Source organism: Cyanobium sp. ATX 6A2, assembly GCF_024346355.1.
Taxonomy (GTDB): Bacteria; Cyanobacteriota; Cyanobacteriia; order PCC-6307; family Cyanobiaceae; genus NIES-981.
The window spans coordinates 19,383-37,069 of sequence record NZ_JAGQCU010000009.1; the positions used below are offsets into that span (position 1 = coordinate 19,383).

19 protein-coding genes are annotated in these 17,687 nt (G+C 66.4%); 8 read left to right on the plus strand and 11 right to left on the minus strand.

What is annotated here, in order from left to right; translation table 11 throughout:
* Positions 1-67: 67 nt before the first annotated feature.
* Positions 68-487, plus strand: coding sequence for a DUF1622 domain-containing protein (locus tag KBY96_RS09530; protein WP_315859489.1), 420 nt, complete (start codon positions 68-70; stop codon positions 485-487).
* Positions 484-864, plus strand: a complete 381-nt coding sequence (locus tag KBY96_RS09535; protein WP_254979134.1) for a YidH family protein — start codon at positions 484-486, stop codon at positions 862-864. The genes KBY96_RS09530 and KBY96_RS09535 overlap by 4 nt, the downstream gene beginning before the upstream one ends.
* A 25-nt stretch (positions 865-889) precedes the next feature.
* On the opposite strand, the gene KBY96_RS09540 is transcribed toward KBY96_RS09535, so the two are convergent.
* From KBY96_RS09540 to KBY96_RS16405, 3 genes are all read right to left on the minus strand, one after another.
* The gene (locus tag KBY96_RS09540) at positions 890-1,096 is read right to left on the minus strand and encodes a hypothetical protein (RefSeq protein ID WP_254979135.1); all 207 of its coding nucleotides are present in this window, start codon (positions 1,094-1,096) and stop codon (positions 890-892) included.
* A 346-nt stretch (positions 1,097-1,442) separates the two neighbouring features.
* Complete coding sequence (locus tag KBY96_RS09545; RefSeq protein WP_254979136.1) at positions 1,443-1,811, minus strand: hypothetical protein; 369 nt, start codon at positions 1,809-1,811, stop codon at positions 1,443-1,445.
* A gap of 111 nt (positions 1,812-1,922) precedes the next feature.
* A complete protein-coding gene (locus tag KBY96_RS16405; RefSeq protein WP_254979137.1) occupies positions 1,923-2,984 on the minus strand; it encodes an AraC family transcriptional regulator in 1,062 nt (353 codons plus the stop codon).
* A 241-nt stretch (positions 2,985-3,225) separates the two neighbouring features.
* On the opposite strand from KBY96_RS16405, the gene KBY96_RS09555 reads away from it, so the two are divergent.
* Positions 3,226-4,728: an arylsulfatase gene (locus tag KBY96_RS09555; protein ID WP_254979138.1), complete on the plus strand. Its 1,503-nt coding sequence runs from the start codon at positions 3,226-3,228 to the stop codon at positions 4,726-4,728.
* Here KBY96_RS09555 and KBY96_RS09560 read toward each other — a convergent pair.
* Positions 4,723-5,703: an HAD family phosphatase gene (locus KBY96_RS09560; protein WP_254979139.1), complete on the minus strand. Its 981-nt coding sequence runs from the start codon at positions 5,701-5,703 to the stop codon at positions 4,723-4,725. The two genes, KBY96_RS09555 and KBY96_RS09560, sit on opposite strands and share 6 nt — an antisense overlap.
* 103 nt (positions 5,704-5,806) lie before the next feature.
* On the opposite strand from KBY96_RS09560, the gene KBY96_RS09565 reads away from it, so the two are divergent.
* The 4 genes from KBY96_RS09565 (at position 5,807) to KBY96_RS09580 (ending at position 8,549) form a co-directional block, all read left to right on the plus strand.
* Positions 5,807-6,826: a formylglycine-generating enzyme family protein gene (locus tag KBY96_RS09565; RefSeq protein ID WP_254979140.1), complete on the plus strand. Its 1,020-nt coding sequence runs from the start codon at positions 5,807-5,809 to the stop codon at positions 6,824-6,826.
* A gap of 65 nt (positions 6,827-6,891) precedes the next feature.
* Positions 6,892-7,227, plus strand: coding sequence for a DUF1622 domain-containing protein (locus KBY96_RS09570; RefSeq protein ID WP_254979141.1), 336 nt, complete (start codon positions 6,892-6,894; stop codon positions 7,225-7,227).
* 13 nt (positions 7,228-7,240) lie between these two features.
* Positions 7,241-7,624 (plus strand): YidH family protein, encoded by a 384-nt coding sequence (locus KBY96_RS09575; protein WP_254979142.1) that lies wholly within the window; start codon positions 7,241-7,243, stop codon positions 7,622-7,624.
* A gap of 52 nt (positions 7,625-7,676) precedes the next feature.
* Positions 7,677-8,549, plus strand: coding sequence for a bile acid:sodium symporter family protein (locus tag KBY96_RS09580; RefSeq protein ID WP_254979143.1), 873 nt, complete (start codon positions 7,677-7,679; stop codon positions 8,547-8,549).
* Here KBY96_RS09580 and KBY96_RS09585 read toward each other — a convergent pair whose 3' ends face one another.
* From KBY96_RS09585 to KBY96_RS09605, 5 genes are all read right to left on the minus strand, one after another.
* Positions 8,550-10,193 (minus strand): mechanosensitive ion channel family protein, encoded by a 1,644-nt coding sequence (locus tag KBY96_RS09585; protein WP_254979144.1) that lies wholly within the window; start codon positions 10,191-10,193, stop codon positions 8,550-8,552.
* A 278-nt stretch (positions 10,194-10,471) separates the two neighbouring features.
* Positions 10,472-11,473 (minus strand): neuromedin U, encoded by a 1,002-nt coding sequence (locus KBY96_RS09590; RefSeq protein ID WP_254979145.1) that lies wholly within the window; start codon positions 11,471-11,473, stop codon positions 10,472-10,474.
* Between the two features lie 150 nt (positions 11,474-11,623).
* Complete coding sequence (locus tag KBY96_RS09595) at positions 11,624-12,358, minus strand: hypothetical protein (protein ID WP_254979146.1); 735 nt, start codon at positions 12,356-12,358, stop codon at positions 11,624-11,626.
* Positions 12,359-13,199: 841 nt separating this feature from the next.
* The gene (locus tag KBY96_RS09600; protein WP_254979147.1) at positions 13,200-14,150 is read right to left on the minus strand and encodes a hypothetical protein; all 951 of its coding nucleotides are present in this window, start codon (positions 14,148-14,150) and stop codon (positions 13,200-13,202) included.
* Positions 14,150-14,644 (minus strand): hypothetical protein, encoded by a 495-nt coding sequence (locus KBY96_RS09605; protein WP_254979148.1) that lies wholly within the window; start codon positions 14,642-14,644, stop codon positions 14,150-14,152. The genes KBY96_RS09600 and KBY96_RS09605 overlap by 1 nt, the downstream gene beginning before the upstream one ends.
* 243 nt (positions 14,645-14,887) lie before the next feature.
* On the opposite strand from KBY96_RS09605, the gene KBY96_RS09610 reads away from it, so the two are divergent.
* Positions 14,888-15,043, plus strand: a complete 156-nt coding sequence (locus tag KBY96_RS09610; protein ID WP_254979149.1) for a hypothetical protein — start codon at positions 14,888-14,890, stop codon at positions 15,041-15,043.
* Positions 15,044-15,050: 7 nt separating this feature from the next.
* On the opposite strand, the gene KBY96_RS09615 is transcribed toward KBY96_RS09610, so the two are convergent.
* The gene (locus KBY96_RS09615; RefSeq protein WP_315859490.1) at positions 15,051-16,574 is read right to left on the minus strand and encodes an iron ABC transporter permease; all 1,524 of its coding nucleotides are present in this window, start codon (positions 16,572-16,574) and stop codon (positions 15,051-15,053) included.
* Between the two features lie 63 nt (positions 16,575-16,637).
* Complete coding sequence (locus tag KBY96_RS09620) at positions 16,638-17,684, minus strand: extracellular solute-binding protein (protein ID WP_254979151.1); 1,047 nt, start codon at positions 17,682-17,684, stop codon at positions 16,638-16,640.
* Positions 17,685-17,687: the final 3 nt, after the last annotated feature.

The window sequence follows — 17,687 nt, forward strand, 5'->3', positions numbered from 1 at the left end:
TGAACCATGCCTGATCACTCCTCCCGGATGACCGATCCGATGTGCTGGCCCAGCAGCCCTGGTCCACGTGGTTGAGCTGCTCGCGGAGCAGTTCTTCGGCCTGGCGGAAGCGCTGCGCCTGCTGCTCGAGATGCTCTCGGTGATGGCCGTGCTGATGGGCCTGGGGGCGGCCCTGTCCCATGCGGTGCGCCGGCGCATTCGCCGCCATCCTCGCCACATCGGCCGCCCGTCCCACGGGGCCCGGCTCACCTTCGCCAGCTGGCTGGCCACGGCCCTGGAGTTCCAGCTCGGCGCTGACATTGTGGCCACCACCATCGCCCCCACCGGAGAGCATCTGATCCAGCTGGGGGTGGTGGCCGTGATCCGCACGTTCCTCAACGTGTTCCTGGCCCGGGAGATCGAGTCCGAGGCCGCCCATGAGGACAGCCTGCGTGCGCACAGCGTCAACCCTGGATCCGCCCACGGCGCCACCACCCTGCCGCCATGAACCTCACCAACGAGCTGGCCAAGGAACGCAACCGGGCTGCTGCCGATCGCACCCTGATGGCCTGGATCCGCACCTGTCTGTCGCTGATCAGCTTCGGCTTCGGTCTCGATCAGATCGTGACTGCCCTCCATGGCCGCTCCGCCGCCGGCGGCGTTGATACGCCGGGGGTGCGACTCGTGTCGGCGGGGTTTGTGGTCACGGGCGTGCTGGCCCTCAGCCTGGCCACCCGCCAGCACCGGCTGGATCTGCGGCAGTTGCTGCGCAACGACTACCTCTACAGCCACCGGCCCTCGATCGCCGCGGCCACGGCGGTGGTGGTCACGGCGATCGGCGTGCTGGCACTGCTGGTGCTGCTTGTGGGGGCCCTCAGCAGCTGAGGGCCTGGCCCAGCTCCGCCCCGCCCTACACCGACCCGTAGGCCACCTGGCAGGCGGCGTTCAGCAGTTTGGCCTCGGCCAGGGTGCTGGGGGTGCGACCGTTGAGCCTGCCGCCGTTGCAGTCGGCATCCATCACCACCTCCTGGTTGTTGATCTCCACCTCGAAGCGCACCGACTGGCTGGTGCTGGGCGCCACCGTGCCGTACAGCAGCTGGTAGTCGCTGTTGGACATGGTGATGGACGTGACGTGGTCGTTGACCGCGTTGTCCACCGCTGAGTTGATGATGGCGGCCGTGGTCAGGGCGCTGATGCCCCAGGCGGCGGCGTTGGCCCCCCACCAGCCCCAGCCCGGCCGCGCCCAGCCGGGATAGCGGTCCCAGCGGTCGTCCCAGTGGTGGTGGTGATAGCGATCAGCACGCCGGTTGAGCTTGTCGTCGCGACGCTCGAGCTTGTCCTTCTGGCTTTGCTTGTTCTTGCTGTCGCTGCTCCCACCTGACCTCCCTTGTGGCCGCCACCGCCACCGCCTTTCTTGGCGAGCAGCAGGCCGAAGGGCCGCTGACGCTTGCTTGGGGTTCCCATCACTGCACCCCCTCGCAGCCGTCGTCGTAGCAGGGGAGCGACCCGCGGCCATCGGCGGCGAAGCGCACACGCATCAGGTCACCGCCTTCCGTGGCGGTGGGCCGGTCCTCGCGGATGCTGTTGAGGTGGTTGGGGTTGATGACGCAGAGGTCGGTGCCGTTGAAGCAGATGGTGTTGGTGGAGAAGCGTGTGGCGACGCTGGTGATGTAGGTCCAGCCCTCGCTCTTCCCGGCGAAGCGGCCCATGCGCACCCGGGCGTCGGAGATGCGGATGGATTCGGTGCTGCGGCCGATGGTGTGGCGGCAGGTGGTGAAGCTGCCCTCGTCGATCGCTTCGACAACGCAGGGCTGGGCCGCACCGCCCTCCACGGAGCAGGTGGTGCTCAGGCGGTAGGGGTCGGTGGATTCGCTCTGGGCTTGCGCCGGGGCCCCGCCGGCTCCCAGCCCCTGTCCCGTCCCGTGTTCACGGCTCGGGAGGCCTCAGGAGGTGCTGAGCGCCCTGGGCCAGAGCTGCCGCCGGCCTTCCCTCAGCACGTCCGAAGGCCGTAGGCCGAAGTGGGCCATGAAAACCCGGCTGAAGTCACTCTGGCTGGCGAAGCCGTAGTGCTCCGCGACGCTGGCCACGCTCGCGTCCGACGTCGAGTTCAGCAGCTCCTGGCGTGCCTGTTCGAGCCGTTGTCGACGGAACCACTGCACCGGGCCACAGCCGAAGCGCTGCTTGAAAGCCAGTTGCAGGGTGCGGCGGGAGTAACCGCTGCGCCGCTCCATTTCGGTGAGGTTGATCGGCGTGTGCAGATTGGCGCGGATCCATTCCAGGAGATCCTCGAAGATGCGCTCCCGGGATGCCACGCCGCCCTGTCGATTCACGGCCAGAACGGCGTCAAGCCGCGGGTGCAGCAGCAGCGCGAAGACGCGGTAGATCAGATCGTCCACCTGGAGCACATCCAGATGTCCATGGGTATCCAGATCGGGGTTGTCGAGCAGCGACAACGTTCGCCGAAACACCTGGATCAGCTGCAGGGTGCGTCGGTTTTCGCACACAAAAACCCTGGCACGCTCCAGGTCGCTGGCGAAGCGCTGCTGGGAAACCCCGACCCCGGCCATGGCGGCGGCCGTGCTCCTGAGCCGCTCCAGATCGAGGCGCATCACCAGGGCATTGAGGTGATCGGTGGTGAAGCGATACTCGGCGCCCGGTGAGAACCAGAGGGGTCGCGCCTGATGGATCACCTGGTGAAGACCCTGGGTCTCATAGCGGATGCTGCCGGCAAGGCAGAACTGCAGATAGGCGTTGCCTGTCTCCTCGCCCATGGCTCCCTCGATCGGCGAGGTGTAGCCGCTGGTGAGCAGCAGGGACCCTGCCCTGATGGTGTTTGCGCGATGCACGAACCCCGCCACATGCCCGTGCCGCGGCGCGAAGTCCAGCACCGGGTGGTTCTGGGCCAGGCGTACCGCCAGCGCCTGCGGATCGCGATCGAGCTGGGTGTGGCGGTTGTGAAACAGCAGGGGGACTGCTGATGCGTTCCCTCCTGGGTTCTCGAGCACGTCAGTTCGCCAGTACGTCAGGTCGCCTCGCCCGGCCCAGAGCGGCTGGATTTTAGACCGCTCTGGGCGCATCCCTTTCCCTGCCCCCGATTGCAGGGCGTTGCGGCATGGTCCGCAGTCAGCGCCCGGCGCCGAACTTGACGGTTCACGCAGCATCCATTCGGTAACGGAAGCCACCACTGGGTAGGCGTTTCCGCTCCCCCCTCCCACGATGAAGGCAGTTCGTCCGGCCTTCCCAGCCATGCCCAACGGCAAGCCCAACATCCTCATCCTCTGGGGCGATGACATCGGCCAGAGCAATCTCAGCTGCTACAGCGATGGCCTGATGGGCTATCAGACCCCCAACATCGACCGCGTGGCCAAGGAAGGTGGCCGCTTCATCCACTACTACGCCGAGCAGAGCTGCACCGCCGGCCGTGCCGCCTTCCTCTCCGGCCAGAGCGTGTTCCGCACCGGCCTCAGCAAGGTGGGTCTGCCCGGCGCTGAACTGGGCTATCGCACCGAGGATCCCACCATCGCCTCTCTGCTGAAGCCGCTCGGCTACCGCACCGGCCAGTTCGGCAAGAACCACTTCGGCGACCGCGACGAGCACCTGCCCACCAACCAGGGCTTCGATGAGTTCTTCGGCAATCTCTATCACCTCAACGCCGAGGAGGAGCCCGAGCTGCGGGACTACCCCACGGCTGAAGACCTTCCCGATTTCCGCAAGAACTTCGGGCCTCGGGGCGTGCTGCACAGCTGGGCCAACGGCGACGGCAGCCAGCGGATCGAGAACACCGGCCCGCTCACCAAGCAGCGGATGCAGAACTGCGACGAGGAGTTCCTGCGCGAGGCGAAGCGCTTCATCCGCGACGCGGTGGCCTCCGGAGAGCCCTTCTTCGTGTGGTTCAACACCACCCACATGCACTTCCGCACCCATGCCCGTCCGCAGGATCTGGGCCGCTCGGGCCGCTGGCAGTCGGAATACCACGACGTGATGATCTATCACGACGAATGCATCGGCGAGATGCTCGATCTGCTCGATGAGCTGGGCGTTACCGACGACACGATCGTGATGTACAGCACCGACAACGGGCCGCACATGAACAGCTGGCCCGACGCCGGCATGACCCCCTTCCGCAACGAGAAGAACTCCAACTGGGAGGGGGCCTACCGGGTGCCTGCCCTGGTGCGCTGGCCCGGCAAGATCGCCCCTGGCACGCTGTTCACCGAGATCGTGAGCCATCTCGACTGGCTGCCCACCCTGCTGGCCGCCGCTGGAGAGCCGGAGATCAAGGAGAAGCTCAAGGCCGGCCATCAGGCCGGCGATCGCCACTACCACGTGCATCTCGACGGCTACAACATGCTCGACTACTGGACGGGCCAGAGCGATAAGTGCCCCCGGGTCGAGTTCTTCTACTTCTCCGACGACGGTGACCTGACGGCGCTGCGTTACGACAACTGGAAGATCGTGTTCATGGAGCAGCGGGCCGCCGGCACCCTGCAGGTGTGGGCCGAGCCCTTCACCAAGCTGCGGGTGCCGAAGATCTTCAATCTCAAGACCGATCCCTACGAGCGGGCCGACATCACCTCCAACACCTACTGGGACTGGATGCTCGACCACGCCTTCATGCTGGTGCCCGCCCAGACCTACGTGGGCCGCTTCCTGGCCACCTTCCAGGAATTCCCGCCGCGGCAGAAGGCCGCCAGCTTCTCGCTGGAGGAGGTGATGGAGAAGATGATCAGCACCACCGGCCACTCATAGGCCGTTCCGGCTGGAGGGTGCGAACACCACCCTCCAATCCCGGGCCATGTCCACCACCAGCCAGCCCCGTTCCGGGGCCTGGCGCAGCGCTTCCACCAGCCGGCCGCTGCTGCGGGAATTGGCATCGTAGGCATACTCCCGCTGCGGGTCGGTGTGGTGGACAAGCAGGCCGAGGGAAGGCCTGGGATTGGCGATGGTGGTGTACTGCAGCATCTCCAGATCGCCATCGGAGTTGCCGAAGGCGGCGATCGGCCGCCGGCCCATGACGGCATGGATCCCCACCGGCTTACCCCCCTTGTCGTCCACGAACAGATGATCGAGCCCTTTCACCAGCACCGGCCGCCCGTCCCGCAGTTCGAAGCGGGTGAGCGCCGTGCTGCCCACCACCTGCTCCGGCGGGATGCCATAGACCCGTTCCGTCCACACGCGCATGAAGTCGGCCCCGCCGCCGGACACGATCACGGTGCGGAAGCCGTTGCTGCGCAGCAGTTGCAGCAGTTCCAGCATGGGCTGGTAGGCGAGCTCGTCGAACCGCCGTCCGAAGCGGGGGTGGCGCGCCGTCTCGAGCCAGCGCAGCACCGATGCCCGGTAGTCCTCGGTGGTCATGCCGGCGTGGGTGAGGGCCAGGATCCGCAGCAGCCCCTCATGACGCTGTCCCGCCACCAGGGCGGCCACGTCGTTGCGCAGGGCTGCCTGCACCATCGGGTCGCGGCGCAGTTCCGGCTGTTGTTTCACCGCTTCCCGCAGCATGTCCAGCGCATAGAGAAGCTGGAACGGCAGGGGATGCTCCGGCCACAGGTTGCCGTCGTTGTCGAACACCGCGAGGCGCTCCGCCACGGGCACGAAGTCCGGAGAGTCCTCCCGGCTCACCCGCCGCACGAACGTGAGCAGGGCCTGCTTGACGGCCCCCTCGTTCCAGGACGGCAATGCATCGGGCTCTGCGGCCCTGGCCGGGCCCCAGCTGGCCAGGGCCATCATGACCAGAACGGCAGCGGCCCGGCGGGCAGGTTTCACGAGTCAGCCCCGGTGCGTTGGCTTCCGATCCTGACAAGTCCACAGGCGTCGAGGTGATGCGCCCATGACCATCGAGCGCGCCATGCCCCAGACCATCGCGGCACCAGACGGTCCCGCCCGCCCGCCCGGGCGGCCCCCGGCCCGCGACATGGTGTGGATCCCGGGTGGCACCTACACCATGGGCTCCGATCACCACTATCCCGAGGAGGCCCCCGCCCACCGGGTGCGGGTGGAGGGGTTCTGGATCGATCGGGGTCCGGTCACCAACGCCCAGTTCCAGAAGTTCGTGAAGGCCACGGGGTATGTGACCCTTCCCCAAAGGTCCGCGGATCCCGCGGATTACCCCGACGCCCGGCCGGAACTGCTGGCACCCGCCTCGATCGTGTTCGTGCCGCCGGCGGGGCCGGCGGGCACCGCTGATCCCTATCGGTGGTGGCAGTACGTGCCCGGTGCTGACTGGCGGCACCCCGAGGGCCCGGGCAGTTCCATCAAGGGCCGTGACCAGCACCCCGTTGTTCATGTGGCCTACGCGGATGCCGTGGCCTACGCGACCTGGGCAGGGAAAGCCCTCCCAAGCGAAGCGGAATGGGAGCGGGCCGCCCGCGGCCGACTCGAAGGGGCCGAATTCGCCTGGGGCGACGAGCTCCACCCCGGCGGCGTTCCCATGGCCAACACCTTCCAGGGGGACTTCCCGCATCACAACAGCCGCCGCGATGGCTTTGAGCGCACGTCGCCCGTGGGTTCCTTCCCGCCGAACGGCTTCGGGCTGCTCGACATGATCGGCAACGTGTGGGAGTGGACCGATGACTGGTATGCCGACCACGGCCGCGTGGTGGCAGACCACAAGGCGGCCGTTGGCTGCTGCACGATCGACAACCCCCGCGGATCCACCCGCGAGGCCAGCGTCGAGGCCAGCTCCCAGCACGGCGCCATCCCCCGCAAGGTGGTGAAGGGTGGCTCCTTCCTGTGCGCGCCGAGCTACTGCCGCCGCTACCGCCCGGCTGCGCGCATGGCCCAGGGCATCGACACCTCCACCTGCCACATGGGCTTCCGCTGCGTGGTGCCTGAGTCCCAATCCGCCTGAAGCCGATGGAAGCAATGGAAGCAATCGAACAGCTGGACGTTGTCCTCATCGCCGTTGTCGGGGTGATGCGCTTCCTCCTGGAATCCCTCTCCGTTCTGTGCGTGTTCACCGGCCTGGTGGCGGTGGTCCGCCTGGCCTCTCCCTTTCCCCTCAACCACCGGCGGCGCCACCGGCCCACCACCGGCATCCGCCTCACCTTCGGCAGCTGGCTGTCGATGGCGCTCGAGTTCCAGCTGGGGGCCGACATCGTGGCCACCACCACCGCAGCCACCGGCCAGAACCTCATCCAGCTGGCTGTCGTGGCCGTGATCCGCACCTTCCTCAACGTGTTCCTGGCCCGGGAGATCGAAGCGGAGCAGAGGACGGAGGCGGAACTGCAACGCGCAGGGGCGCAGGACTGATGCACAACCACCCATGAACCTCACCAACGAACTGGCCAAGCAGCGCAACCGGGCCGCCGCCGAGCGCACGCTGATGGCCTGGATCCGCACCTGTCTCTCGCTGATCAGCTTCGGTTTCGGCCTCGACAAGATCATCGGCGCCATCAACCGCAGCCGCCTCGAGGGAAGCAACCATGTGGACCTGAGCGTGCGCCTGTTGGCGATGGGATTCGTGCTCACCGGCATCCTGGCGATGGGGGCGGCCATCCGCCAGCACCGCAGGGACCTCCGCCAGATCCGCCGCGACGATTATGTCTACATCGAGGAGACGTCGATCTCAACTGCCACCGCGGCGGCGCTGATCGTGATCGGCGCGATCGCCTTGATCATCCTGATCTCAGGTGCGCTCTCGGCTTGAGCGGCCCCACAAGGTTTGCCCAGGATTCCTGTTCATTCCCCTCTTCCTACCCATGGCCCAGGCCGCCGCGCTTCTCGTTCCCGCCACGCTGTTCGCGATCATGTTCGCGCTCGGCCTGGGACAAACCGAAGGGATCCGCGAGCTGATCAGGGGCCGGCGTGCCCTGCTGCTGCGGGTGCTGTTCGGCAGCTGTGTGCTCGTCCCCCTGGTGGGGGTGCTCCTTCTCCAGCTGCCCCTCAGTGAGCTGCTCTCCAGTCCCGCCCGCTTCGGCCTGGCCCTGATGGCCGTGTGCCCCAGCGCGCCCCTCACGCTGCGCAAGGCGGGCAAGGCCGGCGGCAGCAGCGCTCTGGCGGCCACCCTGCAGGTCAGCGCGGCTCTGGTGGCCATCGTGTCCATCCCGCTGATGGCCCAGCTGCTCACCACGCTGCAGGGTGTGGAGGGCTGGGACGTTCTGCCGCGCCAGGTGGCCTCCCAGATCGGCCTGGCCCAGATCCTGCCGCTCTCCCTCGGCATCCTGGTGCGGCGGCGATGGCCGGCCTGGGCCGCCAGCCGCACCGGTTTCTTCGACCGGCTCGCGAACGGGCTGCTGCTGATCCTGGTGGTGGTCGTGCTGCTGAAGACCGGCCACCTTCTGATCCCCTTCGTGAGCCGCAATCTCCTGGCCCTCGCCTTCATGGCGGCGATGGTGCTGGCCTCGATGGCGATCGGCTTCCTGCTGGCCGGACGGGACCGCGAGGACCAGACCACCGCGGCCCTGGTGACCTCGATGCGCAATCCCGGCCTGGCGCTGCTGTTCGCCGGGATCTACGGCCCCAGCATCGAGGGCCTGAAGTTGGCGATCCTGGTCTACCTGCTCGTCACCGTGGTGGTGCACATCCCCTTCCTGCGGTGGCGGCGCCAGTTCACTGCCGCCCGATCAACCTGATCAACGCTGCTGCGGAGGGGAACCCCCGTCCGGGGCTGGGGGCACCGTGCGGGGGTTGCCGTCGCGGATGGCGTGGTAGCCCGGGGAGAGGATCTCCACGTCGGCGGCGGCGAACTGATCCTGGAGGGCAGCCAGCACTTCCGAGAGCGTCTGGGGGTAGAGGGCGGGATCGCGCACGAAGGCGTTCAGTTCGTAGCTGATGTGGAAGTCGTTGAGCGACGTCTGCAGCACGAAGGGTTCGATCTCATCGGTGATGCCCGGCACGCTGCGGGCGGCGTCGAGCATGAGCGCGTGCACCTGCCGCCAGGGCACGTCGTAGCCGATGGTGATCGTGGTCATGAGGGCCACCGGCTGCTGGATCTCGCGCCGCGAGAAGCTGTAGTTCACCACCGACGCGCCGATCACGCTGGCGTTGGGAATGCTCACCAGTTCGTTGCGCGAGGTCTTCAGGCGCGTCACCAGCAGGGCCCGGTCCTGCACCACCCCCACCACGCCGTTGATCTCCACCCGGTCACCCTCGCGGAAGGCCCGGGTGTAGATCAGCATCAGGCCGCTGATCACGTTGGTGGCGATGGCGCTGGAGCCCAGGGCCGCCAGCACGCCCACGACCAGGCCGGCGCCCTGGAACACTTGGCTGCCAGAGCCGGGGATGTAGGGGAAGGCTGCCGCCAGCCCGATCAGTGTGAGCAGGATCGTGGCCAGGCGCGCCGTGGGCAGGGCCCATTCCTGATAGAACCCGGGGATGCGTACGCGACCGAGGTCGAGCGCCTGGAACCAGGCATTGCTGGCTCGGATCACCAGGAGCGTGATCACCAGGATCACCAGAATCGAGAGCAGGTTGGGAATGGCCTGCACCACCCCGCTCAGGAAGCCGATCACGAGATCCCTGATCTGACCGCGGAGGCCGGCGGCGATGCTCTGGGTGGGAGGGAACAGACCCAGCAGCAGCGGGATCAGCAGATAGCTGATCAGCATCACCACGCTCCAGTGGATTACCTGGCGCAGCAGCTGGGTGAGGGCGCGCACCTGATCGACATCCACGAAGCCGCTCAGGCCGAGCCGACCGAGTTGCTGGAGGATGAACCGCGGCCGCTGGGCGATCCGCCGGCGCATGCGCTCGTTGAGCATCACCTGGCCGCGCAGCCAGAGGATGTAGATGCCCAGAACGAGTGCCGCCAGTGCCGTTCCATTAAGCCAGGAGCTGAGGGTGCGGCGGCTTCGGTAGTCGTTGATGGCTGTGCGCAGCTGGTCGCGGTAGCGGATTGCCAGGCTCTGACGGGTGAGACCGAAACAGGCCGCGGCGCGATCGTCCACGGCCATCTCGGGCGCGAGGTGCCCGTCCCGCTCAAGGATGCCGACCACGGAGAAGGGCGGATCCGCCTGCACCACCAGCTGGGACGGCTGAATGCTGTAGTTCCTCGCCAGCTGCAGCAACCGCCCCTCGGCACGACGCACGTAGGCATCGAGATTCTGGGCGGCCGGTGCGCGCCGAAGCTCCACCACCTTTTGGTCGTCGAGGGTGACGAAACTGGGCGTCTCCGCGCAGCTCTGCTTTTGGTCCACCTCCTGCGCTCGTGCATCCTTGGCCAGGGCGGCGCTGACGCCATCGACAGCACCGACCGGCTTCTGCGAGGTGAGCAGCATCCCCAGGCACAGGGTGAGGCCCAGACAGAGTGAGATGACCCGCAGTCCTTTATGCCTCAAGTGCGCGAACTTCCGACGATGAGACGCCCACGGCATGGCAGCCATGCATTCAAGTCCTGCTTGCCCAGTGCCTGCATCATGCCGCATCGACACTGTCGTCCACCGGAATTCTTCCGTGATCGTTAAGGGCACGGTGGTGTGTCATCTGCGATGGCCCCGCCTCCGGCAAGAAGCCGAGATGATCTGTACTGCCGTTTGACGAGACTTTCAGGCACCATTCATCGCTTGGACGGAAACAGCAACTTGAAGGTGACGCGTGCCGTGAAGTCCCCGAAGCCTGAAGGTTTCACCACATTGCCGTAGCCCTCCACCGCCACGCTCATCGGCTGGCCGCCGAGGGTGAAGATACGGCCCAGACCACCGCCGAGGGGCACGGTCCACTGGTCGCGCCGGCGCTCCCAGTTGGCGGTGATCACCGGCGAGCTGGTGAGATACCACCCACCCGGAAGGTTGTAGTTGAGGAAGGGCTGCACCAGAAATGAACTCACCGAGCCACGCTCGCCGTCGCCGGCGAACGACCAGATCTGGCTCACCAGCCCACCCGCAACCCAAGGTCCTTGGGTGTAGACGGCCACGGCGGCGGGACCGGCGGACCATTTGCCCGTGCCCAGCACCTCATCAGTGGCGGTGGGCAGCAGGAAGGTGGGCCCGACGCCGATCGTCCAGGGGCCCTTGCCGCTGGGCACGAGGAAGAAGGTGGGGTTGATATCACCCAGCCCCCACACCTGACCCTGGCGAACCGTGGGTTTGCTCACCACCGGCACGATCGTGCGGGTCACCAGGGTCAGGTCATCGCTGAGCTTGATCGGGATGACGGGCTGGATGTTGAGAACGTTGAGGGTCTCGTCGTTGTAGTTGCGCAGATCCTTGCTCAGCTGGCGCAGCTTCTTGGGATCAAGGCTGCGCTGGAGCTTCCTGAGTTGTTCCGAATCAAAATTGAAGACATCATCCAGGCCACCGTTCGACACATCGAACCCGCCGGGTCGGTTCAGGCCGAAGGTGGTGTTGTTCTGAAAGGGAACGCTGATGAGATCGGCGATCGGGTTCTGGGATGACGCCGCCAGAGATCCGGTTTCCGCCTCGCTGCCCTCCTCAGGGCTGGACTGTTCCGTCGGCGTCGCTGCGTCGGCGGCAGGCTCGCCGATCGCTTCGGCAAGCGCCGGGCCCGGTGTGAGCGTCAGGGCCGCCAAAGCGAGCAGCCAGTGCAGATGACAATTCATGGACAACTAGCGGGGGTGGGGACTCCTGTCTCCAGGGCTGTTGGCTCCTGGGGTATCTCGGATGCAGCCAGCTTCAGGACGGCTTGGAGCTGATCGACCATGGTTCGGATGCTCCTGCTCAGGGCTGGTACAGCGCGCGATCAACTGACATCAGAAAAAGAATTTGATGCCCAGCTCGATGCCGTTCTCATCGATGCGGAAGCCACTGCTCGGGCTGCGATCGTTCCGGTAGCGCAACCCCAGATAGCGCCAGGAGAGGTTGAGGTGGGTGCTGTCGCCGACGGCGTAGCCCAGACCCACCTGGGCGTTGCCGGAGAGATCCTGATCGCCGCTGAGGTTGAAGCCGCCGATGTCGGCCCGCGCGAATGCGCGCAGACGGGGCGAGAGAAACACCTGGCCCTGAACGCCCACCAGCGGCTGCGCCCAGGTGCGCCCGAAGGTTCCCTCCCGCTCGACATCCACCCCCAGTGGCCCCGCACCCAGTACCTCCACATCCACATCGAGAGAGGCATCGATCACTCGCACCCCGGCGTAGGGGATCAGGCTGAAGGCGCCCGGTTCCGCGACCGCGGTCTCCGGCTCGCCGAAGCGGTAGCGCACGGCCAGGTCGTAGGTGCCCAGCCGCTCGGTCACTTCCGCCTTGCCCGTGAGGCGGCCCCCCGGGCCGGTGCGCGCCCCCTGGGCGCCTAGCCGCACGTAGCTGAGATCGGTGAGCAGTCCCCAGCGGTCGCGCTCCACGCTGCCTCGCACGTAGGTGGCCCACTCCAGGGCATCGAGGATGTCGCCCAGGTCCTGGTCCACGTCCGCCTCGAAGCCCCGGATGCGGGTGGTTCCGGTGGCTTTCAGCGGAGCGAAGCCGTAGAGCTCGAGGGAGCCCCGCCACAAAGCCTCGCCATCACCAACGTCATCGCCTTCACCATCGACATCTGCAGCGGCATCGGCAGTGGCCGACTGGTCCGTGGATGACTCAGGGGCGGACTCGGCCCTGGCTGCGACCGGGACGAGCAGGCACGGAACCAGTCCAAGGACCGCGGCGAGCCCAGCGAGGTTGCTGAACACAGGCTGCATGATCGAATCCTGTCGGGTGGCGACTTGATCGGTTCGGGGCGCCCGATCAGATAAGGTTGCGGCCAAGGTGGTTGCCCGTCGTGGAATGGTCGCGAGTGTTATCACCTTTTGTTGCGGATGTCGAGGGTGGAAAACTGTGCTCAGCCACTAGCGAAGGCGCGGCCAAGGAATCACCGTCAAGCGAAATATTTTCCGTATTGCGCATCCATGCGGTGTGCCGGCGGCATCGGTCTGCCCTGTTCAGGCCCCTGATCGCAGATCACGGTCGGTTGTGACCAGGCCACAGCGGGGCCGTGGGCTGGGCGTATTGGATATCCATTTGATATCCAAGGGTTCACTTAGACGTGCTGGCTTGTGCGGCCCATCGACACGTTGCGTGATCGGGACTCATCGGCTGCCAACACCGGGCCAGCGCTGGAGACTGCGACAAGACAGGCCCAAGCAACTCTCCCGCAGGTGGAAGCAGGCCCTCTAGAGCAGGTCATTGGGTGCAAGGGTGGAAACAGTTGAGAACCTCATTGAGATCCGTCGCGATATCTCTGCCCTGTGTTGCGGTCCTTCAGTTGTCTGTTCAGTCCCACCCTTTTCACTGACCTTTGGAGCCAAGGTTGCGATTGGGTCTTGCAGCGAGAAAGGATCCTGCTGTAAGACCCGAACCTTAGACGGCCCCGTAAGCCACCTGACAGGCCGCGTTCAGGAGTTCGGCTTCGCTGGCACTGCTGGGATTGCGCCCATTGAGTGTGCCTCGGTTGCAGTCAGCATCGAAATAGGTTTCGCTGCTGCCTGTCTCCACCGCAAACCGCACCGACTGATCGTTGATCGGCTCCACCGTGCCGTACAGGAGTCGGTAGTCGGTGTTGGGCACCACCACGTAGGTGGTCTGGTTCGACACGGCGTTGTCCACGGCGGAGTTGATGATCGCCGCTGTGGTGAGGGTGGTGAGGCCCCAGGCAGCGGCACTGGCTCCATACCAGCCCCAGTTGGACGACCTGTAGCCGCTGTCATACCAGCCGTAGTTCCAGGGTCGTGCGTAGCCCCAGCCGGGCCGGGCCCAGCCGGGATAGCGGTCCCAGCGGTCATCCCAGCGGTCGTTGCGATTGTCCCAGCGCTTGTCGATGTTTTTGGAGCGCTGATCCCAGCGATCATCGATGCGGTCGGCGCGCTTGTCGAGGTTCTTGTCACGCTGGTCCAGCCGGTCGTCGCGCCGATCCGCCTGCTTCTCCCGCTTGTCGAGCCGGTCGTCACGACGGACCTGCTTGTTCTTGTTGTCTTTGCTGCTCTGGCTCTTCAGCGAGGGACTGTTCTTGCTGTCGGATTTTTTGCTCCAGCCCCCCTTGGGTTGCTTGTTGCCCTTGCTGAGCCCGGACCCCGCGCTCTTGAATCCACTGGAACCCTTGGACGACGTCTTGCGGGAGCCTCCTCCTTTTTTCCCCCCGCCGCCCTTGCCACCCTTCTTGGCTAGCCACTCGGCATCGGCCCCGTGCTCCATGGCCGGTGCATCCGGCAGCTCGGCCATCCACGCTGCTCCTGCGGGAAGGCCCGGCAGGCAGAGGCATCCGGCAAGCAGCAGGGCGAGGGGCTGCAGCGGGCGTTGCTGGAATGCCTTCATCACTGCAGCTCCTCACAGCCTTCGTCGTAGCAGGCGAGCTTCACCCGGCCGTTGTCAGCGAAGAGCACCCGCACCAGGTCGCGCCCATCCATGGCTTCCGGTCTCTCCTCGCGGATGCTGTTGAGGTAGTTGGGATTCACCACGCACAGATCCCTGCCGTTGAAGCAGATGGTGTTGGTGGAGAACTGCACTGCGGCCGAGCTGAGGTACAACCAGCTCCTGGTGGCCGGATCGAGGCGGCCCATGCGCACCGGGTTGTCGGCGATGCGGATGGTTTCGGTGACCGTGCCGATCCTGTGGCGGTAGGTGGTGAAGTTCTCCTCTTCGAAGGCTTCGACCACGCAGGGCTGGGCGGCACCCCCCCGCAGGGAGCAGGTGGTTTCGAGGGTGTACAGCTCTTCACTCTGGGCCTGAGCCGGCGAGGCGAACAGGGCGGCGCCGAGGCCAAGGGCAAGGCAGGCGCCTGGCAAGAGCAATGAGAGAGGACGTGGCATCAGGGAACGGTCCCCGCGCGCGGGCCTGTGCGGCCGCGGGCGACTGGATGGAGTGACGATCCGATCATGACAATGCCCCCCTCAGAGCGTCCATGGATCCACGCAAAGTTGTGCCTCCTGCGCAGAACTCGTTACACAGGCGGGTCGCATCGGACACACGCAATTGAGAATCGCTTGCAAAAGCGCTGTGATTCCTCCTAGGTTCTGCCCATCTCCCTCAGGCCAGCCCGCCAGCTGATCTCCATGGCCCAGCCCCTCGGCACCGCCAGTCCCGACCTCGCCAACCTCTGCCCCGGCGCCCGCCAGTGCCCGGTGCTCACCACCGGCAAGAAAAAGAGCTGCAAGCAGAAGAAGTGCTCGAACTGGATGGGCGGCAAGTGCCGCTGCGGCCGCGACTAGGTTCCGCTCAGGAGCCCGAGCGGCGCTCCAGGCTCGGGATCAGGGCGATCGAGGCGACCAGGCCCAGCACCATGATCAGCAGGGCCGGAGCCATGGCCGCCTCCACCCGCTCGTCGCTGGCGTACTGGAACACCCGCACAGCCAGCGTGTCGAAGTTGAACGGACGCAGCGCCAGGGTGAGGGGGAGTTCCTTCACCACATCCACGAACACCAGCAACCCGCCCATCAGCAGCGGTCCCCGCAGCAGGGGCACATGGATGAGCCGCACAACCGCCAGCCAGGAATGGCCGAGGCTGCTGGCAGTCTCGTCCATGGTCGGAGGCACCCGCTCCAGCGCGGCGTCCAGGCCCTGCTTGCTCACCGCCATGAAGCGGTCGCTGTAGCCCCAGAACAGCAGCAGCAGTGGACTCATCAGCAGGGGCCCGCCGATGATCAGCAGCCCAACCCCCAGCACGCTTCCCGGCACGGCATACCCCAGGCCGGCGACGAAGCTGAGCTGGCGGATCAGGGGTTGGGGGCTCCAGCGGCGGATGATCGCCAGCAGCAGGGCACCGCAGCAGGTGAGCACGGTGGCGCCCAGGGCCAGGGTGAGGCTGCGGCTGGTGAGCCGCGCCAGTTCGCCAAGAGGCTCGGCGCGCAATGCCGGCCAGCCTTCATTGATCCAGAGGGCCGGGATGGCCACAGCCATCAGGGGCGGCAGAGCCGTGACCAGCTGCGCCAGGGCCGCACGCCAGCCGTGCAGGGGCCAGCTGAAGGGCCGCTCGTTGTCACTTTCCAGGTTCCAGCGCTGGCTGCGTCCGCGCAGCTGCCGCTCCAGGGCGATCATCACCCCCACGATCGCGAGAGCCACCAGCGAGAGCAGCGCCGCCCCCTGGGGGTCACCGTCCACCTGCCAGCGATCGAGAATCCCGGCCGAGAGGCTGGGTACGCCCAGCAGCCGCACGGCCCCCAGCTCGTTCACCACCTCCATGGCACTGAGGGCCACGCCGGCGCCGATGGCGGGCAGGGCCACCGGCAGAGCCACACGGAAGAAGCTCGTCCAGGGGCCCAGGCCGAGACTGAGACTGGCCTCCACCAGGCGACGACCACCCGCCGAGAAGCTCTCCGTGGTGAGCAGAAACACATAGCTGTAGTTGGCCAGGGTGAGGAGCGCGATGGCCCAGCCGAGCCCGTGGATGCGCAGGGCCCGGTGGCTGCCCCAGTCGATCAGGCTTGCGGCCAGCAGATAGGCCGGAAACGCCATCGGCACCAGCTGGGCGATGCGCAGCAGACGCCTCCCGGGAAAGCGGCACACCGCGGTGAGCCAGCCGATCCCCGTGCCCAGCAGCGCCCCCAGCACGCCCTCGCCGCCCACCAGCAGCAGGGTGCCGCGGATCTGGGCGGCCCCATCAAGCCCCAGTCCCAGAGGGCTGGTCTGCGCGGCGAAGAGCGCGTCCCAGAACAGGGCGAGCAGGGGAAGCAGGGCCAGAAGGCCGATGCCCAGGGCCGCGAGGATGAGCCCCGAGCGGCCCTGACCGGCCGCCGGGGACACGCCTGTGGGTTGAGGTGCGGCAAGCGCTGTTGATTCCATCGCCACTGTGCGGGACGCCTGGACCTATTTCCAGCCACCCTGTTGCATCAGCTGCACGGCTTCGCGGTTGCGCTGACCGAGCTGCTGGATCGTCACCGGAGTGGCCTTGAACGTGCCAAAGCTCTGCAGCGTGGGGTTGTTGCCCCATCCCTTCACGGGGTATTCGTTGTTCGCCCCGGCGTAGCCTTCGCCCGCGGTGGGGGAGGAGAGAAACTCCAGCAGCCTGCGGGCCCCCTCCGGATTGCCGGACGTTCTGGTCACCCCACCGCCGGTGACATTCACGTGGGTGGGATCGACCCACACCACCTTCACCTTGCGGGCATTCGCCTTGTCGGTGGCGTTGTCGGAGGTGAGCAGGCGGGCGAGATAGTAGGTGTTGGCCACGGTGGCGCCGCAATCGCCCTGGCCCACCGCGCGCACCATGGTGGTGTCGGAGGTGAAGAAGGGCTGCTTGACGTTGGCGACCATGCCCTTCAGCCAGCGCTCGGTGGTGGCTTTGCCGGCACGCTGCAGCACATCGGCGGTGAGGGACTGGCTGTAGACGCTGGAGCGGTCGCGCATGCAGAGCTTGCCCTTCAGTTCCGCCCGGGTGAGATCGCCGTAGGTACGGATCAGACTGGGATTCACCTGCGCGGGATTGACCATCACCGGCCGTGCCCGGCGGGTGAGCGCGAACCAGTGGCCGTTGGGGTCGCGCAGATTAGCCGGTACGTCTCTCTTGAGCGCGGCCGAGTTGATCGGGCGGAACAGATTCAGCTCCTGGGCTCTGATCAGGCGAGCGGCATCCACTGTCACGAGCACGTCGGCGGGGCTGTTGGCACCCTCTCGGCGCAGGCGCTCGATCATCGCATCATCTTTTCCTTCAATGAGATTCACCTTGATTCCCGTTTGACGGGTGAACTGTGCGTAGAGTTCTTTGTCGGTGTTGTAGTGGCGGCCGGAATAGACATTCACAACCTTGTTGCGACTCTGGGCTTGGGCCGTGGCGGTGATGGCACCCAGCAAACTCAGACTGCTCACGGCAGCCAGGCCAAGGCGGAATGGCCTGGCGTTGAAGAGGAACTTGATCATGAT